This window comes from Pseudomonas gingeri (assembly GCF_013386115.1).
GTDB classification, from domain to species: Bacteria; Pseudomonadota; Gammaproteobacteria; order Pseudomonadales; family Pseudomonadaceae; genus Aquipseudomonas; species Aquipseudomonas gingeri.
Window position 1 is genome coordinate 41,345 of the sequence record NZ_JACAOR010000005.1, and the last position, 25,019, is coordinate 66,363.

The window sequence follows — 25,019 nt, forward strand, 5'->3', positions numbered from 1 at the left end:
CCGGATGATCAGTGGCGGATCAGTTTCTGCCGGACCTCGGCCGCCGCCTGCTGCTCCAGCTCCAGCCAGAACAACGGCTTGCCGGCGATTTCAGCCGCTACGGGCACGCCATCGCGATACACCAGCCGATTGCCCGCCAGCGCCGGAACCTTGCTGCCCGGCAACAGCGTGCCGGCGAGGTTCAACGGGTCGGCGCCACACACCGCGACGAGGCTGCCATCCAGGGGCCGGCGACGTACCTCGCGCAGCAGCGGGATGGCTTCGGGCAAGGCGAACTGTTCGCCGGCCAGGCCGCTGACAAAACGTCCGCCGCGAATCTCGCCACGGGCTTCCAGGCGATGCAGGGTGCGTAGCAACTCGCGCCAGCTCGGCAGCCATTCCGCTTCCCGTTCCAGCAGACGCCAGAACACCACGCCATAACGACGCAGCAAGGTCATGGCAACCTGCTCAAGGGTGTCCTCCGGCAGTCGCTCGGAGCCGGTCGCCTGCGTCGAAGGCCGGCGCAGCAGCGCCCAGCGTCCGGCGTCGTCCATTCCGCCGACAAAGGCCCCGCGCCCGCGGCGGCCGGGACGCTGCTGGCGTTTGCTGGCCGGGGTGATCAACGCCCGCAGCCCGGCGAAACTGTCGGCATTCACCAGGCCGGCGCCCACCAGTTCCTGCAACGCCGTCTCCAGCTCGGTGGGCAACAGATGGGCTTCGTGCAGCAGTTCATCGAAGAACAGCGCGCCGTGCTCGCTCAAGGCCGTATGGACTTTCAAGGTTCGCGGCGACAGTTCCTCGATGGCCGTCTGCTGCGCCAGGCTGCTCCATAGTTGCAGCCGATTGCGGGGCAACAACACGATCGGGGTGCTGCGCAACGTGGTGCTGGCAGCCTTGTTGCGCGCGTTCAGGCGTGTCCAGACCAGCTTGCCCGAGCGACACAGGTCATCCAGCCAGGTCGACGAATAATCCTTCAGGCGCGCGCTCAGCAGATCACTGTCCCAGGCTCCGGCGGCGGCCGCATAACCTTCGAGCTGGCTGACAATCATCGGCAACGCGGCGTTGCCCTGGGCCTGGCTGGTACTGGACAGGTGCTGCCAGTCGAACAGGAAACGCATGAAGTCCTGGAGGGCCACGGGTTCGATCTCCCGCCGCAGGCGCTTGACCGTATAGCGGTGAATGCGCGCCAGCAGATGCCGTTCGCACCATTGCTCCGATGTCGCCCCGGGGGTGAATTGTCCCCGCAGCACATAACCTTCACTTTCCAGTTTCGCCAGGGCCTGGGCCAGTTGAGCTTCGTTCAGCGCCAAGGGCGCGGCGATCTCGCCCAGCGACAGCGGGCCAAAGCCGCTGAGGCGGGCACGCAGCACTTCGACGGCGGCAGCGTCCGCCTCCCAGGCCTGGTCGAAATCCGCCAGTGGCAGCAACGGCGGTTGCGCAATGGCCTGTGGATAAAGCGCCAGCAGGCAGGTCAGGCGCTCCAGGGCGACCCACAAACCGTGGCCGTCGACTCGCAGGCAGGTGGCGCGCCCGCTGGCGGCCAGGGCCTCGAGCCAGCCCGGCCAGTGCTCATTGGCCTCGGCCTCGACTGCGCCGATCACGGCGAGACTCATCAGCGCCTCATGCATTTCATCCGTGCCGTTGGGCTGTGGCCAGGCTTCCGCGCGCACCGCGGCAATGGCCTCGTTGTCCAGCGCGCCGAGATCGTCGGTACTGCTCGGATCGCTCCAGCGGCGATTGAGCACGGCCTGGGTCCGCCGCTCTTCCAGCGGTGCATCGTCGAGAAAGGTATAGGGTTTGGCGCTGAGGATTTCCGCCGCCAGCGGCGATGGCGCCGGCAGGTCGCGGGCGATCAGGCGTACCTCTCCGGCCTCCATGCGCCGCAGCAGGGCCAGCCAGCCTTCGCTGTCCATGGCTTCGTGCAGGCAATCGTCGAGGGTCTGCTCCACCAGCGGATGGTCGGGAATCTCGCGCTCGCCGGCGAGGTTTTCCAGGCAGGCGATCTGGTCCGGAAAGACACAGGCCGTCAGGTCCTCGCCTTTCATCCGCTGGATCTGCGGCGGCACCTTGCGCCCGCCGACAAAGCGCGGCAGCGCCAGCGCGACCCCGGCATTCCAGCGCCAGCGCACGCCGAACAGCGGCGCGTCGAGCACCGCCTGGACGAGGATCTGCTCGGCACTGTTGCTGCGCAGATAACGCCACACTTCCTCCAGGGCAAAGCTGTGGCTGGTGGAGAGCGACAGGACAATGGCGTCCTCGCTCGCGGCGGCCTGCAATTCGAAATTGAAGGTACGGCAGAAACGCTTGCGCAGGGCCAGGCCCCAGGCGCGGTTGACCCGGCTGCCGAACGGTGTGTGGATGATCAACTGGGTGCCGCCGGACTCGTCGAAGAACCGCTCCATCACCAGGGTGTCGCGGGACGGCAGGGCGCCCAGGGCCAGGCGGGCGCGGGCGAGGTATTCGACGATCTGTTCGGCGCCGGCCGGCTCCAGGCCTATGCTGTCGCGCAGCCAGTCGAGGCTGGGCTGCAAGTCACCGGGCGTGGCCCCCAGCAGTTGATCCAGATGCCCGTGCAGGCGTGCCACGGCGAAGGACAGTTCGTTGCTGCGTCCCGGCGCTTCGCCGAGCCAGAAAGGAATGCTCGGCGGCTGGCCATGGGCATCCTCGACCCGCACCTTGCCGGTTTCGACCCGCAGGATCCGGTAGGAGCTGTTGCCCAGCTGGAACACGTCGCCGGCAATGCTTTCCACCGCGAAGTCTTCATGGACGCTGCCGATATTCAGCGCCTGGGGTTCCAGCAGCACGGCGTAGTCGGCGTTGTCCGGAATCGTCCCGCCACTGGTGAGTGCCGTCAGCTGACTGCCGCGACGCCCGCGCAGGGTACGGGTCAGCGCGTCCCGATGGAGGTAGGCGCTGCGCAGTCCCTGACGACTGTTGAACCCCTCGGCGAGCATCTGCAGCAATGCCTGGTAATGGGCTTCGTCGAAGCCGGCATAGGGGCTGGCGCGGCGGATCATGTCCAGCAGCGCGGCTTCCTGCCACTCCTGGCAACTGACCTCGGCGACGATCTGCTGCGCCAGCACATCCAGCGGCGCCCGGGGAATCAGCAGGGTGTCCAGTTCGCCCCGGCGCACGCAATCGAGCAGGGCGGCACATTCGATCAGGTCATCACGCGAGGTCGGGAACAGGCGGCCCTTGGGGGTTCCATCGATCTGGTGACCGGAGCGACCCACTCTTTGCAGGAAGGCCGAAATGGACCCTGGCGAACCGATCTGGCAGACCAGTTCGACCTCGCCGATATCGATGCCCAGTTCCAGCGAAGCGGTGGCGATCAGTACTTGCAACTCGCCGCGCTTGAGCCGTTGCTCGGCCTCCAGGCGCTGCTCCTTGGCGAGACTGCCGTGGTGGGCGGCGACCGCTGCCTTGCCCAGGCGCTCGCTCACGTGGCGGGCCAGTCGTTCGGCCAGGCGCCGGGTGTTGACGAACACCAGGGTGGTGCGATGTTCCCGGGCCAGTTCGGCGAGTCGTTCGTAGACCAGCTCCCAGACGTCATTCGCCATCACCGGGCCCAACGGCACCGGCGGCACTTCGATGCCGAGGTCCCGTGGGCGGGCATGGCCGATATCGATGATCTCGCAGGGGCGTTCGTTGCCCGCGAGAAAACGCGACACCGCGTCGATGGGCTTTTGCGTGGCGGACAGGCCGATGCGCAACAACGGCTCGCGGCACAGCGCCTGCAGGCGTTCGAGGCTCAGGGCCAGATGGCTGCCGCGCTTGCTGGCGGCGATGGCGTGGATTTCGTCGATGATCACCGTACGGGTGGTGGCGAGCATGCGCCGCCCGGAGTCGGAGCCGAGCAGCACGTACAGCGATTCCGGGGTGGTGACCAGGATATGCGGTGCGCTCTTGCGCATCTGCGTGCGGTCTTTCTGCGGTGTATCGCCGGTCCGCACCGCGGTGCTGATCTGCAATGGCGGCAGACCCTGCTGTTCGAGCTCGGCGGTGATGCCGGCCAGCGGTTCCTGCAGGTTGATGCGGATATCGTTGGACAGCGCCTTGAGCGGCGAGACATAGACGACGAAGGTTTCGTCCGGCAGCTTGCCGCCCTGGTCCAGGCCCTGTCGCACCAGCTCATCGATGACCGCGAGAAAGGCCGTGAGGGTCTTGCCGGAGCCGGTGGGCGCGGCGATCAGCGTCGAGCGGCGCTGGCGGATCAACGGCCAGGCACGCGCCTGGGCGGCGGTGACGCCCGGGAAGGTCCTGCGAAACCAGGCACTGACGGCCGGATGGAACGCCGCCAGAGCGCCGGGGGCTGGTTCGGGAAGGTTCATACCCTACTTTATGCGGGCGATGCGGATAAAGTGCAAGGCTGTGGGGACCGCAAGGCACTTTCCCCGTGACGGTTGCATCCGAAACCCGCAAAATGCAACGATTGTGGTTATTGCCAACGGGAAAACCTCGGTTTTGCCGCCAACCTCCATCGTTCTGAACAGACCTGGGCCTGCTGAATCTATGCGAATGCGCCTTATGTTGTTGGGCGGCGGGAATGCCCTCGGGCAGGCGCTGATTCGCCTGGGAGCAGAGGAAGACATCGGTTTCCTCGCCCCCCGCCCGCCGCAAGACGGCTGGGATGCCGCGAGCCTGACGCAACTGCTCGACGACACCCGTCCCGATGCGTTGATCAACCTTGCTTACTATTTCGACTGGTTCCAGGCGGAGGCGGTGAGCGAAACCCGCCTGTCCAGCCAGGAATCCGCGGTCGAGCGCCTGGCCGAACTGTGCCAGCATCACAATATCGTCCTGGTGCAGCCCTCCAGCTACCGGGTGTTCGACGGTTCGCGGGCGACCGCCTACAGCGAAAAAGACGAACCGGTTCCCCTCGGCCTGCGCGGCCAGGCGCTGTGGCGTATCGAGCAGAGCGTGCGCGCGACCTGCCCGCAACATGTGCTGCTACGTTTCGGCTGGCTGCTGGACGACAGCATCGACGGCGCGCTGGGGCGTTTCCTTGCCCGCGCCGAGCGCCCCGAAGAATTGCTGATGGCCGATGACCGGCGCGGCAACCCGACACCGGTGGACGATGCGGCGCGGGTGATCATCTCGGTGCTCAAGCAGCTCGATTGCGCAGCGCCGTTGTGGGGCACCTATCACTATGCCGGCCATGAGGCGACCACGCCGCTGGCACTGGGACAGGCGATCCTCGGCGAAGCCCGCAATTTCCATGCGCTGGCGATCGAGGCACCGACCGCCCAGGCCCACGCGGCCCGCCCGGATGCCGCCGAAGAGCCGCAGCATGCGGTGCTGGCCTGCAAGAAAATCCTTCACACCTTCGGCATCAAGCCCCGCGCCTGGCGCGCCGGACTGCCGGCTTTACTGGACAGGTTCTATCGTCATGGCTGATGCGCCGATTCTGATCACCGGCGGGGCCGGCTTCATCGGCTCCAACCTTGCCGAGCGGCTGCTGGCCAAGGGTTACTCGATCCGCGTGCTGGACGACCTGTCCACCGGCAAGCGCGGCAACCTGACCCTGGACGACCCGCGGGTCGAGCTGATCGAAGGTGATGTGGCCGATGCCGCACTGGTCGCCCGGGCCATGCTCGGTTGCCAGGCGGTGGTGCACCTGGCGGCGGTGGCGTCGGTGCAAGCCTCGGTGGACGATCCGGTGCGCACGCACCAGAGCAATTTCATCGGCAGCCTGAATGTCTGCGAAGCCATGCGCGAGGCCGGCGTGAAGCGGGTGATCTTCGCCTCCAGCGCAGCGGTCTACGGCAACAACGGCGAAGGTGAGTCGATCGACGAGGACACGCCCAAGGCGCCGCTGACGCCCTATGCCTCGGACAAGCTGGCCAGCGAATACTACTTCGACTTCTACCGCCGCCAGCATGGCCTGGAACCGGTGATCTTCCGTTTCTTCAATGTCTTCGGGCCGCGCCAGGATCCGTCCTCGCCGTATTCCGGGGTCATCAGCATCTTCAGCGAGCGCGCCGAGAAAGGTCTGCCGATCACTGTGTTCGGCGATGGCGAGCAGACCCGCGACTTCATCTATGTCGGCGACCTGGTGCAGGTCCTGGTGCAGGCGCTCGAGGCGCCGCAGGTGCAGGAGGGCGCGATCAACGTCGGCCTGAACCGCTCCACCACCCTCAACCAGATGCTGCAGGCCCTGGGCGAAGTCGTCGGTCCCTTGCCGCCGGTGACATTCGCCCCGGCCCGCTCCGGCGATATCCGCCATTCCCGGGCGAACAACCGGCGCCTGCTGGAGCGCTTCGCCTTCCCCGAGCCGACGCCGATGAGCGTGGGACTGGCGCGGTTGCTGGGGCGCTGAGAGCTGGCGCGGGTAATGAAAAAGGCGCCTCTCGAGGCGCCTTTTTTCATTCCGGGGTGGGCTTAGAACTTGTAGCCCAGGCCGACCATGTAGACCATCGGGTCCACGTCGACATTGACCTTGGCACGGGTGCCGCCGGCCACGGCATTGTTGTCCACGTAGGCGGTGGTGTCGATGTCGATGTAGCGGACCTGGGCGTTGATCATCACGTTGTCGGTGAGCATGTAGTCGGCACCGACCTGCCAGGCCACGCCCCAGGAATTCTTCGCGCGGAAATTGTCGAAGCCGGCGGCATTGGCTTCGCTGCCGACGTGCTCGTCGTAGATCCAGGTGTAGTTGATGCCTGCACCGACATAGGGCTGGAACGCCGACTTGTTGTCGAGCGGGTAGTACACCACGCTCAGGGTCGGCGGCAGGTGCTTGAGGGTGCCGAGCTTGCCGTTGGCGGCGCCGAGGGCGGTATTCTTGAGTTTCACGTCGTGTTCGAACGGGGTGGCGGCCAGCAGTTCGAGGCCGACGTGATCGGTGAGCATGTAGGCGAAGTTCAGGCCCAGCTGGGTGTCGCTGCTCATGGTCGCCTTGCCGCCGAGGTCGGCGCCGGCCAGCGGGCCGCGGTCGACCTTGACGCTGGAACTGTCGGCTTTCGGATTGACCGTGATCGCCCCGGCGCGAACGATGATGTCACCGGCATCGTGGGCATGGGCGAGCGGGGCGGCGAGGGCGAGCGCGACGAGGGACGCGCTGAGCAGGGACTTGTGCATGGGAGGCTCCAGAGGACGTTTCGAATTCACTGGAGCCAATGGTAAAGAGCGAGCTGATCCGGTCTTTGACTCAGCTCAATGAAAGGCGAGTTGCCTTATTCCGGCAACTCGTACACGTAGATCTTCTGCGCCTCCATGCTATAGCCGGCATCCGCCAGCTCGCTGGTGCTCGGCTTGACCTGCAACTCGCCCTCGATCCAGTACGGCTGGTACAGCTCGTCGAGCTTGACCCCCAGCTCGCTGGTCACATGCACGATCTGGTTCGACGGCGGTGGCGGCACATGGATGCAGGCGCCGAAATACGGCACCAGCAGGAACTCGGTGGTGCGGCCTTCCTCACTCACTTCCAGCGGCACGATATAACCCGGCAGGCGCACATGCTGACCATCGAGGGCCTTGACCACCGGGGCATTCGGCAGGTCCTGCCTGGCCGCCGGGGCGGCCTCGGGGTCCATGTTGCCCAACTGCGACAGGTCATGCAGCGGGCGCATGTCCGGGACTTCCGGCGGTGCGTCCGGCGGAATCATCTCCTGCCAGGCCAGCTCCCGCGGCTCGTCCTTGGCCCATGAGGGCAGGGGCGCGAGCAACAGCAGCGCCAGCAGCAGGTGGGACAACACAGGCTTTTTCATCGCACAGACACTCATAAACGGATGGACAGGCCATCGGCCAGGGATTGTCGATAGGCGCGCCAGGCCGGCACGCTACCCATCAACAGGGCGGCGACGAGGATACCGCCGAGCAGCGTCCATTCATATTCGCTTGGCCAGGACAGCGGCAGGTACAGCCCGTAGTTCGACTGCACATAACCCTGGGCCAGGGCGATGCACAGGTACAGCAGGCCCACCCCGGCGACCACCCCGGACAACGCCAGGGCAAAGGCTTCCAGCACCAGCAGGCTGGCGATATGCCAAGGCCGCGCGCCTACCGAACGCAGGATCGCCATCTCCCGGCGACGCTCGTTGAGGCTGGTGAGGATCGCCGTGAGCATGCCGATCAGGCCGGTCAGCACCACGAACAGTGAGACCACGAACAAGGCCTTTTCCGCCGTGCCCATCAGACTCCAGAGCTCCTGCAAGGCCACGCCCGGCAGGATCGCCAGCATCGGCTCGCCCCGGAACTCGTTGATCTCGCGCTGTACGGCGAAGGTTGCGATCTTGCTCTTGAGGCCGAGCATGAAGGCCGTGATCGCCTGGGGCGTGAGGTCCATGTTGCGCGCCTGGTCGGCGCTGATCCGCCCGGCGCCGCGGGCCGGTACGCCGTTGTGCCAGTCGATGTGGATCGCTTCCATGCCGCCGAGGCTGATATGCAGCGTGCGGTCCACCGGCGTCCCGGTGCGCTTGAGAATGCCGACCACGGTGAACGGCTTGTCATCGTGCTTGACCAGGCTGATGGCCGCGACGCCATGGGCCAGCACCAGCTTGTCGCCGAGCTTGTAGTGCAGGGCGTCGGCGACTTCGGCGCCGAGCACCACTTCGAACGGATCGCTGGCGAAGGCGCGGCCGGTGGCCAGTTCCAGGCTCTGCTGGTGACCGTACTGATAATGCTCGAAATAGGACTCGTTGGTGCCCATCACCCGGTAGCCGCGATGGGAGTCGCCGAGGGAGATCGGGATGGCCCATTTCACCTGCGGATTGCTGGCGAAATGCTCGTAGCTGTCCCAGCGGATGTTGTTGGTGGCGTTGCCGATGCGGAACACCGAATACAGCAGCAGGTTCACCGAGCCCGAGCGGGCGCCGACGATCAGGTCGGTGCCGCTGATGGTGCTGGCGAAGCTGGCGCGGGCTTCGGTGCGCACGCGCTCCACGGCCAGCAGCAGACAGACCGAAAGGGCGATGGCAAAGGCCGTGAGAATGGCGGTAAAGCGGCGGTTGGCCAGGCTGGCCAGGGCCAGTCGTAACAGATACATCTCAAACCTCCGCGGGCGCGGCCGCGCGATTCAGTTCGGCCAGGGACAGGTGACGATCGAACAGCGGTGCCAGGCTCTGGTCATGGCTGACGAACAGCAGGCTGGAACCGGCTTCCCGGCACTCGGCGAACAACAGGCGGATAAAGGCTTCGCGGGCGTCGTAGTCGAGGGCCGAGGTCGGTTCGTCGGCGATCACCAGTTCCGGCTGGCCGATCAGTGCGCGGGCGGCGGCGACCCGTTGTTGCTGGCCGATGGACAGGGAGTCGGCACGCCGTTCCAGCAATGCCGGGTCCTTCAGGCCGAGGTGAGCGAGCAGGGTTGCCGCGGCCTGGTCGATGCTGCCGTGGCGCTGGCTGGCGCGGCTGGCGCGCAGTCTGGAAAAATGGCAGGGCAGTTCGACGTTCTCGCGCACCGAGAGAAACGGCAGCAGGTTGAACTGCTGGAAAATGTAGCCGGTGTGATCGACGCGAAAGCGGTCGCGGGCGCCGGCTCCGAGTTCGGTCAGTTCCTGGCCGAGCAGGCGGATGCTGCCCCGGCTGGGCTTCTGCACGCCGCCCAGCAGGCCGAGCAGGGTGGTCTTGCCGCTGCCGCTGGGGCCCTTGAGAAACAGGGTCTCGCCGGGCTCCAGGCGGAACGCGGGAATGTCCAGCAACTGCGGGTGACCGGGCCAGTTGAAGCCCAGGTCGGACAGTTCGATAAGTGCTTGGGTCATGGGAGCCGATTCATGTGGGGCATACCCCTGTGGGAGCGGGCTTGTCCGCGAAGCGTGGTCATGCGGTATCACACGGGAACCGGGTCACCTTCTTCGCGGGCAAGCCCGCTCCCACAGGATTCATGGATGTCAGAACTTCAGGGTGGCGGCCTTCGGCGTCGCATCCACGCCCTGCTGGCCGCTTGGCGAGATGAGTTGTACCTGAATTTTCTGGGTCGCGGGGAAGGTCTTGAAGACCTGGGTCAGGTCGAGCTGCTTGAGGGCCTGCGGGGTGCTGCAGGTGAACTGGTAGTGGGCGTGGATTTCGCTGTGGTCGTGATGATGTTCGTGCTCGTCGGTGCCCTTGGCGTGGTCGTCGTCATCGTCATCATGGTTGGCGTCTTCCGGGGCCGGATCACCGAACAGCGGACTTTCCAGTTCCTGGTTGGCGACCACGCAACCGGCCTCCCCGGGCAGGTTGAACAGTGCCAGCGGCTTGTCGAGCAGGGCGCGCACGGCGGCGACCCTGGCCTTGTCGGCGTCGCTGGCGGCCGCGTGCTCGAAGCCCACGAGGTTCATCGCCGGGCTTTGCAGTTCCAGCTCCAGGGTCTGTGCGTCGAGGGCTGCGTTCAAGCGGCCGACACCATGTTCGTGGGCGCCGAGGCTGCCATGTTCTTTTTCATGGGCCTGGGCGGCGACCAGGGGCAGCAAGGCAAAAGGCAGGGCGAGAAGCAGGCGGCGCATAGCGTTTCTCCGGAAACGACGAGAGGGTGTTTTGTTATGTGATCTTATAACAATTTATCGCGCTTGCGGCCACTCGCTTGGCGATCCGGCTGACCCATGGGAGCATGCGCGCAGGACTATTCGGTCAAGGGTATCGAGGACGGTTTTATGGTGCGGATTCGCGGAACCATCGGCGAGTGGCCGGTGGATTTGACAGTGGAGCTGGATGACGGCGATTGGGCCCGGCTTGGCGCGCAGTTGCAGGTGGAGACGCCGCAGGAGCCGGTGGTGGCGGCCAGGCCGGTGAGCCAGGACGATGCGCTCTGGCAGTTGACCAGGGATCTGGTGCGTCAGGCCGGGCAGATCAGCGGACCGGAGTTGCTGGAACAACTGGAAGGCTTGACGGGCAGCACCGCGGCCGCCAAGCGGCTGCTGGTGCGCCTGCGGCATTGCGCCGAGGTCAAAGTGCTGAGCGGCGCTGATTCACCGCTCTACAGCTGGGTCGGGGTTTGACCGGCAGACACGGACCTCGCCTCGTCGAGCGCCGCAGTAGCATGGGACAGAGATCCTGTGGGAGCCGGCTTGCTGGCGATGAGGATAACGCGGTCTGACGGATGCACCGCGGCGCCTGCATCGCCGGCAAGCCGGCTCCTACACAATCTGGCGGTGTCCAGTTTTCGCACAGAACCTAGTACAACGCCGCGAACAACTTGCGCCGGTAGGTGGTCACCAGCGGATGGTCGTTGCCCAGCAGGTCGAACACTTGTAACAGGGTCTTGTGGGGCAGGCCTTCGCTGTAGCCGCGGTTGCGGGTGAACAGCTTGAGCAGGGCATCCAGCGCGGCGTCGTACTGCTGGCGGGCCAGTTGCTGGATCGCCAGTTGGTAGACCGCCTCGTCGTCTTGCGGATCCTGCGCCAGGCGGGCTTTCAACTCGGCGGCATCCGGCAGGTCGGCGGCCTGGCGCAGGAACGTCAGCTGGGCCTTGGCGCCGGCCAGGGCGGCCTTGTGTTCGTCGCCCTTGACCGCCTCGAGCACGCTTTGCGCTTCGCCCAGCTCACCCCGTTCGGCGAGGCAGCGGGCATACAGGATCAGCGCCTTGGCGTTGCTGTTGTCTTCGCCCAGCAGCGTCACCAGGACCGCTTCGGCGTCGGCGATCCGGCCTTCGGCGAACAGCGCCTGGGCCTGCTCGAACGGATCGGCCGCGGCCGGCGGTGGCATCTGTACATGGGGTTCGAGCATGGCGCGTACCGCCGACTCCGGCTGGGCCCCGGCGAAGCCGTCCACCGGCTGGCCGTCCTTGAACAGCACCACGGTCGGCAGGCTGCGGATACCGAAGCGGGCGACGATGTCCTGCTCGGCGTCACAGTCGACCTTGGCCAGCAGCAGTTCGCCCTGATAGCTCTCGGCGATCTGTTGCAGCATCGGCATCAGCGCCTTGCAGGGCGCACACCATTCGGCCCAGAAATCCACCAGCACCGGTTTGTGGAACGAGTTCTGGATCACCGCCTGGTCGAAGTTCAGGGCGGTGGCGTCGAAGATGTAGGGCGTGTCCTGAGTCATCGGGAATCTCGAAGAGCGGGGAATGGTGCAACTATAAGGCCTGGGGCGGGTTGGCCGAAAGCGGCGGTTGCGCCTCAGGGCCGGCTGGCGTGGTACAGGCTGACCTGGCGAAACTCGTGCGGCTCCATCAGGTCCGGCAGGGTCAGGGCTTCGAGCATTTCCAGGCGCCGGTACAACGGGTGACGGAAGTCCCGTACCCGTGAGTCGGCCACCAGCGTTTCGCGGCCACGGCTGAGGAACTGATCCAGCAGTGGCAGGTTTTCCCGGTCATAGAGGACGTCGGCGACCAGGATCAGGTCGAAGCGGTCGCTCTCGGCGAAAAAGTCCGCGGAATAACTCAGCTCCACGCCATTGAGCGCGGCATTCGCCCGGCACGCGGCCAGCGCCAGCGGATCGAGGTCGCAGGCCACCACTTCCAGTGCCCCTGCCCTGGCCGCGGCAATCGCCGCCACGCCGGAGCCGGCACCGAAATCCAGCACCCGCTTGCCGGCCACCCAGTGGGGGCGTTCAGCCAGGTAGCGGGCCAGGGCCAGGCCGCTGGCCCAGCAGAAACTCCAGTAGGGTGGCTCGTGCAGGATCCGCAGGGTCTCTTCCGAGCTGAAGGCGCGGTCCATGTTTCCGGCGTCGATCAGCCACAACTGCAGGTCGGTCTGCGGCAGAGGGCAGGCCACCAGTCGCGCATCCCCCAGCAGCCCGCTCAGTGACTGTTGCAGGTTGAGCGGTGGATTCATGGTGCGCCGACGAATTGCAGTTGGCCCATGGCCTGGGTGGTCGGCTGGGTCACCGATACGGAGGGCAGGTGCAGGATCAGTTGCCCGGACTGGCTGGCCCGGCCGCGCAGTTCGACGCGGCTGTTCGGCGGAAACACCTCCGGATTGAAGCGCAGGCGGAACGGCAGCGCCTGGCCGGTGCCATTGATCTTGCTGCTGGCCAGCAATTGTTGCGGACGACCACGCTCATCGATCACCAGCAGGGCCAGTTCGACCTCGGCATTGGCCGGCACGCCGAGCAGGGTGCCGCTCAGTTCACGCTGGAACGCCGGCAGCGGGCCGAGTTCTTCGTAGGGACTGACCGGTTTTTGCGTCTGGACCTGGGGGACGGGTGCCGGCACGGGCTTGGGGGCGCTGCCGCAAGCGACAAGCAGGCCGGCGAGACTGAGCAAAACAAGCGGTCGTACTGACATCTACAGCTCCAACTGAGGCAGAAAACGGCGGTTCTGATGGGATAACGTTAGTCTGCCGACTGTATACCGCAAACCCTATGGCTTGTCTTGCCACGGGGATGCGCTACCATGGCCCTCCCATTTTTTGTTGCCTGCCACCATGCACTGTCCCTTCTGCGGTGCCAACGACACCAAAGTCATCGACTCGCGTCTGGTCGCCGAGGGCGAACAGGTGCGCCGCCGGCGTGAATGCCTGGCCTGCGGTGAGCGTTTCACCACCTTTGAAACCGCCGAACTGGTTTTGCCGCGCCTGATCAAGCAGGACGGCAGTCGCCAGCCCTTCGACGAAGAAAAACTCCGCGCCGGTATGCAGCGGGCCCTGGAAAAGCGCCCGGTGAGTGTCGAGCGCCTGGAAGCCGCGCTGGTGCACATCAAGCACAAGCTGCGGGCGACCGGCGAGCGCGAGATCAAGTCGCTGATCGTCGGCGAACTGGTGATGGCCGAGTTGCAGAAACTCGACGAAGTCGCCTACATCCGTTTCGCCTCGGTTTATCGTCGTTTCCAGGACCTCAACGAGTTCCGTGAAGAGATCGACCGCCTCGCCCGGGAGCCCGCCAAGGAATGAGTCTTTCCAGCGAACAGGCGGTGCTCGACGCCCACTACATGGCCCGCGCCCTGGAGCTGGCCCGCAAGGGGCGCTACTCGACGCACCCGAACCCGCGGGTGGGTTGCGTGATCGTGCGCGACGGCGTGGTGGTCGGCGAAGGCTGGCACGTGCGTGCCGGTGAGCCTCATGCCGAAGTGCATGCCTTGCGCGAGGCGGGCGAAAACGCCCGTGGCGCGACGGCCTACGTGACGCTGGAACCGTGCAGCCACTTCGGGCGTACGCCGCCGTGCGCCGATGCGCTGGTCAAGGCCGGCGTGGGCCGGGTGGTCGCGGCCATGCAGGATCCGAATCCGGAAGTCGCCGGGCGCGGCCTCAAGCGCCTGGCCGACGCCGGGATCGCGGTGCACAGCGGCGTGCTCGAAGGTGAAGCGCGGGCGATCAACCAGGGTTTCCTCAAGCGCATGGAACATGGCCTGCCGTTCGTGCGGGTCAAGCTGGCGATGAGCCTCGACGGCCGCACCGCCATGGCCAGTGGTGAAAGCCAGTGGATCACCGGTCCCGCCGCGCGTTCCGCGGTGCAGCGGCTGCGGGCCCAGTCCAGCGTGGTGCTTACCGGCGCCGATACGGTGCTGGCCGACAAGGCCCGGCTGACCGTGCGCCCCGCCGAACTGGGCCTGGACCCCGAACTCACGGCCCTGGCCGAACGCCGGCCGCCGTTGCGGGTGCTGATCGACGGGCGCCTGCGGGTGCCGCTGGATGCGGCCTTCTTCCTGGCCGGTCCGGCACTGGTGGTGACCTGCGCAACGACCGTCAGCGCCGACTACCAGGCCGCCGGGCATGAAGTCCTGAGCGTGCCGGGCAGCGACGGCCAGGTCGACCTGCGCCAGTTGCTCGGCCTGCTGGCGGCCCGTGGCGTCAACGAACTGCTGGTCGAGGCCGGCCCGCGCCTGGCCGGGGCCTTTGCCCGACAAGGCCTGGTGGACGAATACCAGATCTTTGTCGCCGGCAGGTTCCTCGGCTCCAGCGCGCGTCCGTTGCTGGACTGGCCGCTGGAGCGGATGAGCGAGGCGCCACGGCTGAAAATCACTGAAATGCGCGCGGTGGGCGATGACTGGCGAGTCACCGCGATACCTGACCCGGCACCCGGCGTATAATTTGCGGCTTGCGCCCTGCGCTGGCTCGTTCTCGAGGAGGATTTCATGTTTACCGGCATTATCGAATCCATCGGCAGTATCCGTGCGCTGAGCCCAAAAGGCGGCGACGTGCGGGTCTATGTAGAAACCGGCAAGCTCGATCTGGGCGACGTCAAGCTCGGCGACAGCATCGCGGTCAATGGCGTGTGCCTGACCGCCGTGGAACTTCCGGGCGACGGTTTCTGGGCTGACGTCAGCCGCGAAACCCTGGACTGCACCGCGTTCAACGAATTGAAGGCCGGCAGCCGGGTCAACCTGGAAAAGGCCCTGACCCCGACCACCCGTCTCGGCGGTCACCTGGTCAGCGGTCACGTCGACGGTGTCGGCGAAGTCGTGGCCCGTGAAGAAAACGCCCGGGCCATCCAGTTCCGCATCCGTGCGCCGAAAGACCTGGCCAAGTACATCGCCCACAAGGGTTCGATCACCGTCGACGGCACCAGCCTGACGGTCAACGCGGTGAATGGCGCCGAGTTCGAGCTGACCATCGTCCCGCACACCCTGGCCGAAACCATCATGGCGGACTACCGTCCCGGTCGTCAGGTCAACCTCGAAGTCGACCTGCTGGCCCGTTACCTGGAGCGCCTGCTGCTGGGCGACAAGGCTGCCGAGCCGTCGAGCGGTGGCATCACCGAAAGTTTCCTGGCCGCCAACGGCTACCTCAAGTCTTGAAAGAAGGGGGTGCCGCGTGGCGCTCAACACGATTGAAGAGCTGGTCGAAGACATTCGCCAGGGCAAGATGGTCATCCTCATGGATGACGAAGACCGCGAGAACGAAGGCGACCTGATCATGGCCGCCGAATGCTGCAAGGCCGAGCACATCAACTTCATGGCCAAGCACGCCCGTGGCCTGATCTGCATGCCGATGAGCCGCGAGCGTTGCGAGCTGCTCAAGCTGCCACTGATGGCGCCGCGCAACGGTTCCGGTTTCGGCACCAAGTTCACCGTCTCGATCGAGGCCACCGAAGGCGTCACCACCGGCATCTCCGCCGCCGACCGCGCGCGCACCGTGCAAGCGGCCGCCGCCAGGGATGCCAAGGCCGAAGACATCGTCAGCCCCGGCCACATCTTCCCGCTGATGGCCCAGCCCGGTGGCACCCTGGCCCGCGCCGGCCACACCGAGGCCGCCTGCGACCTGGCGCGCATGGCCGGTTTCGAACCGAGCGGCGTGATCTGCGAAGTGATGAACGACGACGGCACCATGTCCCGTCGTGCCGAACTCGAGACTTTTGCCGCCGAACACAACATCAAGATCGGCACCATCGCCGACCTGATCCACTACCGGATGATCCACGAACGTACCGTTCAGCGGATTGCCGAGCAGCCGCTGGACAGCGAACTGGGTCATTTCACCCTGGTGACCTATCGTGATTCGGTCGAAGGCGACGTGCACATGGCCCTGACCCTGGGCAATGTCTGCGCCGAAGAGCCGACCCTGGTTCGCGTGCACAACATGGACCCGCTGCGCGACCTGCTGATGGTCAAGCAACCGGGTCGCTGGAGCCTGCGGGCCGCCATGGCCGCGGTGGCCGAGGCGGGCAGCGGGGTGGTGCTGCTGCTCGGGCATCCGCTGGATGGCGACGTGCTGCTGGCGCATATCCGTGAAACCGCCGACCACGCACCGGCGAAAAAACCGACCACCTACAGCATTGTCGGTGCCGGTTCGCAGATCCTGCGCGACCTCGGTGTGCGCAAGATGCGCCTGATGAGCGCGCCGATGAAGTTCAATGCGATATCCGGTTTCGACCTGGAAGTAGTAGAATACGTGCCCTCCGAATAAAAGGCTGGCGGGTGCCGGCCTTGATTCGCGGTTCAAATATCACTAAGGGGCGCGTACTTGACGCGTCCCGGCTCTTTAAGAGATTTGTCGAATGACCCTGAAGACCATCGAAGGTACCTTCATCGCCCCTAAAGGCCGCTATGCCCTGGTGGTCGGCCGCTTCAACAGCTTCGTCGTCGAAAGCCTGGTGAGCGGTGCCGTTGACGCCCTGGTTCGTCACGGTGTGAGCGAAAGCGACATCACCCTCATCCGCGCGCCTGGCGCCTTCGAAATCCCGCTGGTCGCGCAGAAAGTCGCCCAGAAAGGCGATTTCTCGGCAATCATCGCCCTCGGTGCGGTCATTCGTGGCGGTACCCCGCACTTCGAATACGTCGCCGGCGAGTGCACCAAGGGCCTGGCCCAGGTGTCCATGGAGTTTGGCGTGCCGGTAGCCTTCGGCGTACTGACCGTTGACTCCATCGAGCAGGCCATCGAGCGTTCCGGCACCAAGGCCGGCAACAAAGGTGCCGAAGCTGCCCTGTCCGCCCTGGAAATGGTCAGCCTGCTGTCGCAGTTGGAGGCGGTGTGATTAGCGACGAAAGCGATCGTTTCAACCCGCGCGATCCGAAGCCTGAAGGCAGCGGCAAGCCGTCCAAGAGCGCCAAGCGTCGCGAAGCCCGTCAGCTCGCGACCCAGGCACTCTACCAATGGCACATGGCCAAGCAGTCGCTGAACGAAATCGAAGCGCAGTTCCGGGTCGATAACGACTTCAGCGATGTCGACGGCGCCTACTTCCGTGAAATCCTCCACGGCGTGCCGCAGTTCAAGAGCGAGATCGACACCGCGCTCAAGCCGTGCCTGGACATCGAGATCGACGAACTGGACCCGGTCGAGCTGGCGGTCCTGCGCCTGTCCACCTGGGAACTGCTCAAGCGCGTCGACGTACCGTACCGCGTGGTGATCAACGAAGGGATCGAACTGGCCAAGGTCTACGGTTCCACCGACGGTCACAAGTTCGTCAACGGTGTGCTCGACAAGCTGGCACCGAACCTGCGCGAAGCCGAAGTGAAGGCGTTCAAGCGCTGACCGGCGCTTGCACTTCCCATGGGTGAGTTCGAGCTGATCCGCAACTTCTTTGCCGCCGCGCCCTGTGCGCAGGCCGGCGAAGGTGTTGACCTGGGGATCGGCGACGACTGCGCCCTGCTCAGTGTTCCTCCCGGGGAACAGCTGGCGGTTTCCACCGATACCCTGGTGGCCGGGGTGCATTTCTCCGACCCCTGCGATCCTTTCCTGCTCGGACAGCGCGCGCTGGCCGTCGCCGCCAGTGACCTGGCCGCCATGGGCGCCACGCCCATTGCCTTTACCCTTGCCCTGACCCTGGCGCATAACGACGCGGGCTGGTTGCAGGCGTTCGCCCAAGGGTTGAACCAGATGGCGCAGCACTGTGCCCTGCGGCTGGTGGGGGGGGATACCACGCGCGGCCCCCTGAGCCTGACACTGACGGTGTTTGGCCGGGTGCCGGTCGGGCAGGCACTGACCCGCGGCGGTGCGCAGGTTGGCGACCTGCTGTGCGTGGGCGGCGAACTGGGCAATGCGGCAGGCGCCTTGCCGTTGGTGCTGGGCCAGCGCACGGCCGCGCCGGCAATTGCCGAGCCGCTGCTGGCCCACTACTGGTCGCCTCGGCCGCAGTTCGCCCTGGGCCTGGCCTTGCGCGGCAAGGCGAACTCGGCGCTGGATATTTCCGATGGACTGCTGGCCGATTGCGGGCATATCGCGAGCGCGTCCGGCGTGCGTCTGTTGATCGAGCGTGAAAAGCTGCCACTGTCCCCGGCATTGCTGGCGTTTCTCGGCCAGACTTCAGCCGGGGATGCAGCGCTGAGTGGCGGTGACGACTACGTGCTGGCATTCACCCTGCCACCGGCTGAGCTGCCCGGACTGTTGCTCAACCATCCTTCGGTGCGGGTGGTCGGGCAGGTGGTCGCCGGGCAGGGCGTGGCACTGCTGGATGCCGACGGCCAGGACATCACCCCGCAGATCCGGGGCTACCAACATTTTCCGGAGACACCGTGACAGATCATCCCAAACAGGTCCCCGCTGAATTCGTACCACCGTCGGTGTGGCGCAATCCCTGGCATTTCCTCGCCTTCGGCTTCGGCTCCGGCACCTTGCCCAAGGCCCCGGGCACCTGGGGGTCGCTGGTTGCGCTACCCTTTATCCCGTTATGGCAGATGTTGCCGGACTGGGGTTACTGGCTGATGCTCGGCATCACCATGCTGTTCGGCTTCTGGCTGTGCGGCAAGGTGGCCGACGATCTGCGGGTGCATGACCACGAAGGCATCGTCTGGGACGAAATGGTCGGCATGTGGATCACCCTCTGGCTGGTGCCGGAAGGCTGGTACTGGCTGTTGGCGGGGTTCCTGATGTTCCGCTTCTTCGACATCCTCAAGCCGTGGCCGATCCGCTGGATCGACCGGCATGTGCATGGCGGCGTGGGGATCATGCTGGATGACGTGCTGGCCGGGGTGTTCGCCTGGCTGGCCATGCAGGGATTGGTGCATTTCCTTACCTGAGGGATTGGGTATGTCTGGCTGTCGCTTGTGGGGGCTGCTGTTATCGCTGTTGCTCTGTCCGCTGGCCTGGGCCGCTGAGAACCCGGGCCTGCCCGCGCAGATCCGCCTGGTCAGCGAGGAGTGGATCGACTACACCAATGCCGATGGCAGCGGGCTGGCCTGGGATGTGCTGCGGGAGATATTCGAGCCCCGGGGCGTCAAGGTCGAGATCCGCAGCGAACCCTACATCCGCTCGGTCGGCCTGGTGGAGCGCGGCGAGGCGGATGCCTGGGTCGGCTCCTACAGCAAGGAAATCAGCGACGCCCTGTACCCGCGCTGGAACTTCGATACCGACCATATCTACGCCCTGGGGCTGGCCAGCAACCCGGCCCCCAGCCTGGAAACCCTCGGTGCCTATCGCCTGGCCTGGGTGCGCGGCTACAAGTACCAGGACTACCTGCCCAATGTGCGCCACTTCAACGAGGTCCGCCGTCGCGACGGCATCCTCTCGATGCTGCAGCACAGTCGTGCCGACTACTACATCGACGCCGTGGCCGAGGTCGACTATGTCCTCGGCCAGGCCCCGGACCCCACGGTCTTCCGGCGTACCCACCTGCTGGAACTGCCGCTGTACCTCGGTTTTTCCGACAGCGAGCGGGGACGGGCGTTGCTGGCCCTGTATGACCAGCGGATGGATGAGCTGGTCAAGGGCGATCGGTTGCGCCATCTGTTCGAGCGCTGGAAACAACCTTATCCGTTCGAAACCGGCAGTGCCCCGGCGGCAACCAATCAAACTTATTGATAGTTATCATGGATAATTCGGCCTAAGCGTCTGTAGGAACCTCCTGTTACAATGCGACCTCTGCGAATTTCCAGTCCTCATACTGATCAGGAGCACACGGTGCCCGTCGTTTTCGTCGCCGCTTCCAAACTGCCCACCCCTTTTGCGACCTTCACCATGAACGGCTTTCTCGAAGAAGCCACCGGTCGTGAACACGTCGTGCTGACGCTCGGGGATGTGGCTGATGGTGCACCGGTTCTTGGCCGCGTGCACTCCGAATGCCTGACTGGCGATGCCTTGTTCAGCCAGCGTTGCGACTGTGGTTCGCAACTGGAAGCCGCCTTGCAGGCAATTGCCCGCGAAGGGCGTGGCGTCCTGCTGTACCTGCGCCAGGAAGGCCGTGGCATCGGCCTGATGAACAAGATCCGTGCCTACGAATTGCAGGATGGCGGTGCCGACACGGTCGAGGCCAACGAGCGCCTGGGCTTTGCCGCCGACCAGCGCGACTACGCCATCTGCCTGCCGATGCTCGAACACCTGGGCATCCAGTCCCTGCGCCTGATGACCAACAACCCGCGCAAGGTCAAGGCGTTGACCGACATGGGCATCACCGTCGCCGAGCGCGTGCCGTTGCACACCGGCCACAACCCGCACAACAAACTCTACCTGGCCACCAAGGCCGGCAAGCTCGGCCACATGATGGGCAATGAGCACCAGAGCGAGGCCGATCCGGCGTGACCCGTGGTCAGGTCAAGCGCCGGCTGGCGATCGGCTGGTACAAGCAACTGGTGCTGAGTGTGTTGCCGCTGTTTGTCGCCAACTGGTTTTTCGCCCGGTCGGAGTCGTTGTTGCCGGTGCTGGCGATGCCGTTCTTCATTGCCGGCGTGGCTTCGATGTTTATCAGCCTGCGGTTTTTCGGCGCCTACAAGCGTTCGCTGATCGCCACCCAGGCTGCCCTGGATACCCCCGAAGAACCGGCGGCCTGGATCGCCCTGGCGAATGTCCGGCGCAAGGCGCTGGTAGTGGCCGCACTGCCGACCTGGATCGGCACCCTGGCGGTCTTCGTCGGCCTGGAGGCGGTGCCACTGGTCTTGCTGGCGCTGTCCACCGTGGTGCTGTTCTACCTCTACCGCATTCCGCGTCAACTCGGCTGACGCATCGCTGGCCGTGGCGACTTCGGCCAGCGCCACGTCAGGGTGCCAGTCTGGCGCCTACACTGTCGGAAATCGTGATCGAATTGGGCGCTGCCGATCTGCTGGTCGGTGTGGCTGCAGGCGATGGCGCCGGGAAGCCAGACCGAGGTGCGCCCTTCGCGGGCAAGCCCGCTCCCACAGGGTTTTCGCCAGGACCACAAAACCGTGGGAGCGGGCTTGCCCGCGAAGAGGCCCTGCCAGGCAATCAAGACACCCGATTCAGAGTCCCGGTGTCCAGATCACCCCGAACAGACTTTCCTCAGACCCGGCCGCCGCGCTGGCATTTCGGGCAATACGACCGCCTGCGGGAACCGGCCAGCCGATTCCCGCAGGGGAGAGAGTTTTTTACAGCCCCAGCAGTTGCATGCGCCCGGTGACCGAAGCTTCGATCCCCGCCACATCCAGTCCGCATTCGGCGAGCATCTGTGCCGGCTTCGCGTGTTCCACGTAGGTGTCCGGCAGGCCCAGGTGCAGGATCGGCTTGAGCAGGTTGTCGCGCGCCAGGAACTCGCTGACCGCCGCACCGGCGCCGCCCATGATGGCGTTTTCCTCGATGGTCACCAGCAGTTCGTGGCTGCCGGCGATCTCGCGCACCAGGGCTTCATCCAGCGGCTTGACGAAACGCATGTCGACCACGGTCGCGTCGAGCTTCTCGGCCACCACCAGGGCTTCGGCCAGTTGCACGCCGAACACCAGCAGGGCGACCTTGCTGCCCCGGCGGCGAACCACGCCCTTGCCGATCTCGATCGGTTCCAGGTCTTTCTCGATGGTCGCGTTCGGGCCGTTGCCGCGTGGGTAGCGCACGGCCGCCGGACCGTTGTACAGGTGGCCGGTGCTGAGCATCTTGCGCAGTTCGTTCTCGTCGCTCGGGGTCATCACCAGCATGCCGGGGATGCAGCGCAGGTACGACAGGTCGAAGCTGCCGGCGTGGGTCGGGCCATCTTCGCCCACCAGGCCGGCACGATCGATGGCGAACAACACGTCGAGGTTCTGCACCGCGACGTCATGCACCAACTGGTCATAACCGCGCTGCAGGAAGGTCGAGTAGATCGCCACCACCGGCTTGGCGCCTTCGCAGGCCATGCCGGCGGCGAAGGTCACCGCGTGCTGCTCGGCAATCGCCACGTCGAAGTAGCGCAGCGGGAAGCGCTCGCTGAAGGCCACCAGATCGGAGCCTTCCTTCATGGCCGGGGTAATGCCCACCAGGCGGGGATCGGCGGCGGCCATGTCGCATAGCCATTCGCCGAACACACCGGAGTACTTCGGTCCGCCGGCCTTTTTCGGCGCGGCCGCCGGAGCGTCCAGGGGTTCGAGCTTGGTAATCGCGTGATAGCCGATCGGATCGACTTCCGCCGGGGCGAAGCCCTTGCCCTTCTTGGTCACCACGTGCAGGAACTGCGGGCCCTTGAGGTCACGCATGTTGCGCAGGGTGGCGATCAGGGTCGGCAGGTCGTGGCCGTCGATGGGGCCGATATAGTTCCAGCCCAACTCTTCGAACAGGGTGCCGGGGACCAGCATGCCCTTGGCGTATTCTTCGGTGCGGCGGGCGATTTCCCAGGCGCCGGGCAGGCGCGAGAGAACTTTCTTGCTGCCCTCGCGCATGCTCGCGTAGGTGCGGCTGGAAAGAATCTTCGCCAGGTAGTTCGACAGGCCGCCGACATTGCGCGAGATCGACATGTCGTTGTCGTTGAGGATCACCAGCATGTTGGCGTCCACTTCCGGCGCGTGGTTCAGCGCCTCGAACGCCATGCCGGCGGTCAGTGCGCCGTCGCCGATCACCGCGATGGCCTTGCGGTCGCTGTTTTGCAGGCGGGCGGCGATCGCCATGCCCAGGGCGGCGCTGATGGAGGTACTGGAGTGGCCGACGCCAAAGGTGTCGTACTCGCTCTCCGAGCGGCGCGGGAAGGCGGCCAGGCCGTCCTTCTGACGCAGGGTATGCATCCGTTCGCGCCGACCGGTCAGGATCTTGTGCGGATACGCCTGATGACCCACGTCCCACACCAGCCGGTCATCCGGGGTGTCGAAGACGTAATGCAGCGCGATGGTCAGCTCGATGACCCCGAGACCGGCGCCGAAATGTCCACCGGTCTGGCCGACCGAATAGAGCAATTCCAGGCGCAATTCATCGGCCAGGGTTTCCAGCTCGGCTTCACCCAACCGGCGCAGGCCGGCCGGCGTATCGGCACGGTCCAGCAGGGGCGTGGTCGGGCGCTTGCGGGGAATCTCATGGAACGTCGTGGGCATCAGGCGAATCGTTATAGGTATGGAGAGGCGGCAGTTTACCTTATGGAGCGCACGCTGCCCACGCGCTGTGACATCGGCGGGTCGGACGAGAGCCCCGCGCAGGTGCGAAAGGCCCGTGGCAACGCCAGGTCAGCTGCGCCGTTCAACGATATAGCGGGCCAGCTCGCGCAGCGGTTCGGCGGCCGCGTCAAACGGTCGCAGGGTGTGCAGCGCCTGGTCGCGCAGTTCCAAGGCGTAGGCCTTGGCGTTGTCGAGGCCGAGCAGGGCCGGGTAGGTCGGCTTGTCCCGGGCGATATCGGCGCCCTGGCGCTTGCCGAGGGTCGCGGTATCGCTCTCGACGTCGAGAATGTCGTCCTGCACCTGGAATGCCAGGCCGATGGCCTGGGCGTAGGTCTGCAGCGACTTGAGCTCGTCTTTCTGCGCATCGCCGCTGGCGAGGGCGCCGAGGACGACACTGGCCTCGATCAATGCGCCGGTCTTGTGCCGGTGCATGTATTCCAGGGCTTTCTGGTCGAGCTTGAGGCCCACCGAGCCGAGGTCGATGGCCTGGCCACCGACCATGCCGGCGGGACCGGCAGCCTGGGCCAGGGTGCTGACCATGGTCAGGCGGATCTCGGCGCTCAGGTTGCTCAGGCGTGGATCGAGCAGGGCGCTGAAGGCCAGGCTTTGCAAGCCGTCGCCGGCGAGGATGGCACAGGCTTCGTCGAAGGCCTTGTGGGTGGTCGGCTGGCCGCGACGCAGGTCGTCATCGTCCATGGCCGGCAGGTCGTCGTGGACCAGCGAGTAGGCGTGGATCAGTTCCACCGCGCAGGCCGCGCCATTGGCCTGTTCCGGCTTGCCGCCGAGGGCTTCGCAGGCGGCGTAGGCGAGCAGCGGGCGGACACGCTTGCCGCCGTTCATCACGCTGTAGCGCATGGCTTCGTAGAGGCGGGCGAGTTCGCCGCTCGGGGCGGCGAACAGTGTGTCCAGCGCGGCGTTGACCCGTTGCTGGCTGCTGTCCTGGTAGGCTTTGATCATTCTGGCTGTTCCGCGTCGAAGGGTTCTTCGGCCAGCTCGCCATCGCGCTCCAGCAGGATCTGCACCTTTTGCTCGGCCTGGGCCAGGGCGCCCTGGCAGTCGCGCGTCAGGCGGATGCCTTGTTCGAAAGCGGTCAACGAGTCTTCCAACGACAGCTCGCCGTTCTCCAGGCGCTCGACCAGCGTTTGCAGGTCAGCAAGGGATTGTTCGAAATCCAGGGAAACTTTTTTGCGGGCCATGGCGGCGATCTCGATAGGCGTTAAACCGGCGCGACACTAGCAGACAGCGGGTTTCGGGGCAAATGCGAGGGAGTTGCAGTCACGGTCCTGACGGGCCACCTATCCCTTGTAGGCGCTGGCTTGCCAGCGATGAGGCCCTTGAAGCTTGCATCATCCTTGCGGACGCCATCGCCAGCAGGCGGCTCCCACAGGTGGGGGATTATCCCGATTCCTGGCGAGGGGCATCCCGGTTTGTCCCGCTAGTCGGTACAAAGTCGTCTCTTTATAGTAGTCCATCGATCAAGGATGAATGATCGACATGGACCGCCCTCTCGTCGCCCCCGATATTCTCCTGCGCT

26 protein-coding genes are annotated in these 25,019 nt (G+C 65.5%); 14 read left to right on the top strand and 12 right to left on the bottom strand.

Translation table 11 applies throughout. The annotated features are described in order from the left end of the window. Nucleotides 1-8: 8 nt before the first annotated feature. Complete coding sequence (locus HX881_RS08150; RefSeq protein WP_177083877.1) at nt 9-4,310, bottom strand: DEAD/DEAH box helicase; 4,302 nt, start codon at nt 4,308-4,310, stop codon at nt 9-11. Between the two features lie 181 nt (nt 4,311-4,491). On the opposite strand from HX881_RS08150, the gene HX881_RS08155 reads away from it, so the two are divergent. Together HX881_RS08155 and HX881_RS08160 are read left to right on the top strand one after the other, a co-directional pair. Then, nucleotides 4,492-5,376: a sugar nucleotide-binding protein gene (locus tag HX881_RS08155; RefSeq protein ID WP_083875227.1), complete on the top strand. Its 885-nt coding sequence runs from the start codon at nt 4,492-4,494 to the stop codon at nt 5,374-5,376. Beyond that, nucleotides 5,369-6,298, top strand: coding sequence for an NAD-dependent epimerase/dehydratase family protein (locus HX881_RS08160; protein WP_177083879.1), 930 nt, complete (start codon nt 5,369-5,371; stop codon nt 6,296-6,298). The genes HX881_RS08155 and HX881_RS08160 overlap by 8 nt, the downstream gene beginning before the upstream one ends. 62 nt (nt 6,299-6,360) lie before the next feature. Here the strand turns inward: HX881_RS08160 and HX881_RS08165 are convergent, their stop codons facing one another. The 5 genes from HX881_RS08165 to HX881_RS08185 form a co-directional block, all read right to left on the bottom strand. Next, complete coding sequence (locus HX881_RS08165) at nt 6,361-7,059, bottom strand: OmpW/AlkL family protein (protein WP_017123271.1); 699 nt, start codon at nt 7,057-7,059, stop codon at nt 6,361-6,363. A gap of 95 nt (nt 7,060-7,154) precedes the next feature. Further along, nucleotides 7,155-7,688, bottom strand: coding sequence for a DUF3299 domain-containing protein (locus HX881_RS08170; protein WP_017123272.1), 534 nt, complete (start codon nt 7,686-7,688; stop codon nt 7,155-7,157). Nucleotides 7,689-7,699: 11 nt separating this feature from the next. Continuing rightward, complete coding sequence (locus tag HX881_RS08175) at nt 7,700-8,965, bottom strand: ABC transporter permease (protein ID WP_017123273.1); 1,266 nt, start codon at nt 8,963-8,965, stop codon at nt 7,700-7,702. A 1-nt stretch (nt 8,966) separates the two neighbouring features. Further along, a complete protein-coding gene (locus tag HX881_RS08180; RefSeq protein WP_177083881.1) occupies nt 8,967-9,677 on the bottom strand; it encodes an ABC transporter ATP-binding protein in 711 nt (236 codons plus the stop codon). A 129-nt stretch (nt 9,678-9,806) separates the two neighbouring features. Next, entirely contained in the window at nt 9,807-10,400 is a 594-nt protein-coding gene (locus tag HX881_RS08185; RefSeq protein ID WP_177083883.1) for a DUF2796 domain-containing protein, read from the bottom strand. 147 nt (nt 10,401-10,547) lie between these two features. Between HX881_RS08185 and HX881_RS08190 the strand changes: the two genes are divergently transcribed. Continuing rightward, nucleotides 10,548-10,892 carry a hypothetical protein gene (locus HX881_RS08190; RefSeq protein ID WP_042934366.1) on the top strand — a complete coding sequence of 115 codons (345 nt, stop codon included), beginning with the start codon at nt 10,548-10,550 and terminating at the stop codon, nt 10,890-10,892. Between the two features lie 175 nt (nt 10,893-11,067). Here the strand turns inward: HX881_RS08190 and trxA are convergent, their stop codons facing one another. From trxA to HX881_RS08205, 3 genes are all read right to left on the bottom strand, one after another. Beyond that, the gene (gene trxA, locus HX881_RS08195) at nt 11,068-11,940 is read right to left on the bottom strand and encodes a thioredoxin (RefSeq protein ID WP_177083885.1); all 873 of its coding nucleotides are present in this window, start codon (nt 11,938-11,940) and stop codon (nt 11,068-11,070) included. 74 nt (nt 11,941-12,014) lie between these two features. Continuing rightward, nucleotides 12,015-12,671 (bottom strand): class I SAM-dependent methyltransferase, encoded by a 657-nt coding sequence (locus tag HX881_RS08200; protein WP_177083886.1) that lies wholly within the window; start codon nt 12,669-12,671, stop codon nt 12,015-12,017. Beyond that, nucleotides 12,668-13,123, bottom strand: coding sequence for a YbaY family lipoprotein (locus HX881_RS08205; protein ID WP_042934186.1), 456 nt, complete (start codon nt 13,121-13,123; stop codon nt 12,668-12,670). Before HX881_RS08205 ends, HX881_RS08200 begins: the two co-directional genes overlap by 4 nt. Nucleotides 13,124-13,262: 139 nt before the next feature. Between HX881_RS08205 and nrdR the strand changes: the two genes are divergently transcribed. From nrdR to HX881_RS08260, 11 genes are all read left to right on the top strand, one after another. Further along, on the top strand, nt 13,263-13,727 hold the full coding sequence (nrdR, locus tag HX881_RS08210; RefSeq protein WP_177083888.1) for a transcriptional regulator NrdR: 465 nt from the start codon (nt 13,263-13,265) through the stop codon (nt 13,725-13,727). Then, a complete protein-coding gene (ribD, locus tag HX881_RS08215; protein WP_177083890.1) occupies nt 13,724-14,863 on the top strand; it encodes a bifunctional diaminohydroxyphosphoribosylaminopyrimidine deaminase/5-amino-6-(5-phosphoribosylamino)uracil reductase RibD in 1,140 nt (379 codons plus the stop codon). Before nrdR ends, ribD begins: the two co-directional genes overlap by 4 nt. A gap of 45 nt (nt 14,864-14,908) precedes the next feature. Next, nucleotides 14,909-15,571: a riboflavin synthase gene (locus tag HX881_RS08220; protein ID WP_017123282.1), complete on the top strand. Its 663-nt coding sequence runs from the start codon at nt 14,909-14,911 to the stop codon at nt 15,569-15,571. Between the two features lie 16 nt (nt 15,572-15,587). After that, nucleotides 15,588-16,679, top strand: coding sequence for a bifunctional 3,4-dihydroxy-2-butanone-4-phosphate synthase/GTP cyclohydrolase II (ribBA, locus tag HX881_RS08225; protein ID WP_017123283.1), 1,092 nt, complete (start codon nt 15,588-15,590; stop codon nt 16,677-16,679). A gap of 91 nt (nt 16,680-16,770) precedes the next feature. Then, nucleotides 16,771-17,247, top strand: a complete 477-nt coding sequence (gene ribH, locus HX881_RS08230) for a 6,7-dimethyl-8-ribityllumazine synthase (protein WP_017123284.1) — start codon at nt 16,771-16,773, stop codon at nt 17,245-17,247. After that, nucleotides 17,244-17,744, top strand: coding sequence for a transcription antitermination factor NusB (nusB, locus tag HX881_RS08235; protein ID WP_017123285.1), 501 nt, complete (start codon nt 17,244-17,246; stop codon nt 17,742-17,744). Before ribH ends, nusB begins: the two co-directional genes overlap by 4 nt. Before the next feature lie 18 nt (nt 17,745-17,762). Beyond that, complete coding sequence (gene thiL / locus HX881_RS08240; RefSeq protein ID WP_177083892.1) at nt 17,763-18,728, top strand: thiamine-phosphate kinase; 966 nt, start codon at nt 17,763-17,765, stop codon at nt 18,726-18,728. Further along, nucleotides 18,725-19,228 (top strand): phosphatidylglycerophosphatase A family protein, encoded by a 504-nt coding sequence (locus HX881_RS08245; protein ID WP_017123287.1) that lies wholly within the window; start codon nt 18,725-18,727, stop codon nt 19,226-19,228. The genes thiL and HX881_RS08245 overlap by 4 nt, the downstream gene beginning before the upstream one ends. Nucleotides 19,229-19,238: 10 nt before the next feature. Next, nucleotides 19,239-20,009 (top strand): substrate-binding periplasmic protein, encoded by a 771-nt coding sequence (locus HX881_RS08250; protein ID WP_017123288.1) that lies wholly within the window; start codon nt 19,239-19,241, stop codon nt 20,007-20,009. 99 nt (nt 20,010-20,108) lie between these two features. Continuing rightward, complete coding sequence (gene ribA / locus HX881_RS08255; RefSeq protein WP_017123289.1) at nt 20,109-20,726, top strand: GTP cyclohydrolase II; 618 nt, start codon at nt 20,109-20,111, stop codon at nt 20,724-20,726. Then, nucleotides 20,723-21,142, top strand: coding sequence for an MFS transporter (locus HX881_RS08260; protein WP_177083894.1), 420 nt, complete (start codon nt 20,723-20,725; stop codon nt 21,140-21,142). The genes ribA and HX881_RS08260 overlap by 4 nt, the downstream gene beginning before the upstream one ends. A gap of 384 nt (nt 21,143-21,526) precedes the next feature. Here HX881_RS08260 and dxs read toward each other — a convergent pair whose 3' ends face one another. The 3 genes from dxs to HX881_RS08275 all read right to left on the bottom strand — a co-directional run bounded on the left by dxs (nt 21,527) and on the right by HX881_RS08275 (nt 24,681). Next, nucleotides 21,527-23,425 (bottom strand): 1-deoxy-D-xylulose-5-phosphate synthase, encoded by a 1,899-nt coding sequence (gene dxs / locus HX881_RS08265; RefSeq protein WP_017123291.1) that lies wholly within the window; start codon nt 23,423-23,425, stop codon nt 21,527-21,529. A gap of 129 nt (nt 23,426-23,554) precedes the next feature. Next, nucleotides 23,555-24,442, bottom strand: coding sequence for a (2E,6E)-farnesyl diphosphate synthase (gene ispA, locus HX881_RS08270; RefSeq protein WP_017123292.1), 888 nt, complete (start codon nt 24,440-24,442; stop codon nt 23,555-23,557). After that, nucleotides 24,439-24,681 carry an exodeoxyribonuclease VII small subunit gene (locus tag HX881_RS08275; protein WP_017123293.1) on the bottom strand — a complete coding sequence of 81 codons (243 nt, stop codon included), beginning with the start codon at nt 24,679-24,681 and terminating at the stop codon, nt 24,439-24,441. Before HX881_RS08275 ends, ispA begins: the two co-directional genes overlap by 4 nt. Nucleotides 24,682-25,019 lie beyond the last annotated feature (338 nt).

What these genes read in the sequence shown, in the direction of transcription:
- HX881_RS08150 (WP_177083877.1), bottom strand. Translation starts at nt 4,310, where the DNA reads ATGAACCTTCCCGAACCAGCCCCCGGCGCTCTGGCGGCGTTCCATCCG.
- HX881_RS08155 (WP_083875227.1), top strand. Translation starts at nt 4,492, where the DNA reads ATGCGAATGCGCCTTATGTTGTTGGGCGGCGGGAATGCCCTCGGGCAG.
- HX881_RS08160 (WP_177083879.1), top strand. Translation starts at nt 5,369, where the DNA reads ATGGCTGATGCGCCGATTCTGATCACCGGCGGGGCCGGCTTCATCGGC.
- HX881_RS08165 (WP_017123271.1), bottom strand. Translation starts at nt 7,059, where the DNA reads ATGCACAAGTCCCTGCTCAGCGCGTCCCTCGTCGCGCTCGCCCTCGCC.
- HX881_RS08170 (WP_017123272.1), bottom strand. Translation starts at nt 7,688, where the DNA reads ATGAAAAAGCCTGTGTTGTCCCACCTGCTGCTGGCGCTGCTGTTGCTC.
- HX881_RS08175 (WP_017123273.1), bottom strand. Translation starts at nt 8,965, where the DNA reads ATGTATCTGTTACGACTGGCCCTGGCCAGCCTGGCCAACCGCCGCTTT.
- HX881_RS08180 (WP_177083881.1), bottom strand. Translation starts at nt 9,677, where the DNA reads ATGACCCAAGCACTTATCGAACTGTCCGACCTGGGCTTCAACTGGCCC.
- HX881_RS08185 (WP_177083883.1), bottom strand. Translation starts at nt 10,400, where the DNA reads ATGCGCCGCCTGCTTCTCGCCCTGCCTTTTGCCTTGCTGCCCCTGGTC.
- HX881_RS08190 (WP_042934366.1), top strand. Translation starts at nt 10,548, where the DNA reads ATGGTGCGGATTCGCGGAACCATCGGCGAGTGGCCGGTGGATTTGACA.
- trxA (WP_177083885.1), bottom strand. Translation starts at nt 11,940, where the DNA reads ATGACTCAGGACACGCCCTACATCTTCGACGCCACCGCCCTGAACTTC.
- HX881_RS08200 (WP_177083886.1), bottom strand. Translation starts at nt 12,671, where the DNA reads ATGAATCCACCGCTCAACCTGCAACAGTCACTGAGCGGGCTGCTGGGG.
- HX881_RS08205 (WP_042934186.1), bottom strand. Translation starts at nt 13,123, where the DNA reads ATGTCAGTACGACCGCTTGTTTTGCTCAGTCTCGCCGGCCTGCTTGTC.
- nrdR (WP_177083888.1), top strand. Translation starts at nt 13,263, where the DNA reads ATGCACTGTCCCTTCTGCGGTGCCAACGACACCAAAGTCATCGACTCG.
- ribD (WP_177083890.1), top strand. Translation starts at nt 13,724, where the DNA reads ATGAGTCTTTCCAGCGAACAGGCGGTGCTCGACGCCCACTACATGGCC.
- HX881_RS08220 (WP_017123282.1), top strand. Translation starts at nt 14,909, where the DNA reads ATGTTTACCGGCATTATCGAATCCATCGGCAGTATCCGTGCGCTGAGC.
- ribH (WP_017123284.1), top strand. Translation starts at nt 16,771, where the DNA reads ATGACCCTGAAGACCATCGAAGGTACCTTCATCGCCCCTAAAGGCCGC.
- thiL (WP_177083892.1), top strand. Translation starts at nt 17,763, where the DNA reads ATGGGTGAGTTCGAGCTGATCCGCAACTTCTTTGCCGCCGCGCCCTGT.
- HX881_RS08250 (WP_017123288.1), top strand. Translation starts at nt 19,239, where the DNA reads ATGTCTGGCTGTCGCTTGTGGGGGCTGCTGTTATCGCTGTTGCTCTGT.
- dxs (WP_017123291.1), bottom strand. Translation starts at nt 23,425, where the DNA reads ATGCCCACGACGTTCCATGAGATTCCCCGCAAGCGCCCGACCACGCCC.
- ispA (WP_017123292.1), bottom strand. Translation starts at nt 24,442, where the DNA reads ATGATCAAAGCCTACCAGGACAGCAGCCAGCAACGGGTCAACGCCGCG.
- HX881_RS08275 (WP_017123293.1), bottom strand. Translation starts at nt 24,681, where the DNA reads ATGGCCCGCAAAAAAGTTTCCCTGGATTTCGAACAATCCCTTGCTGAC.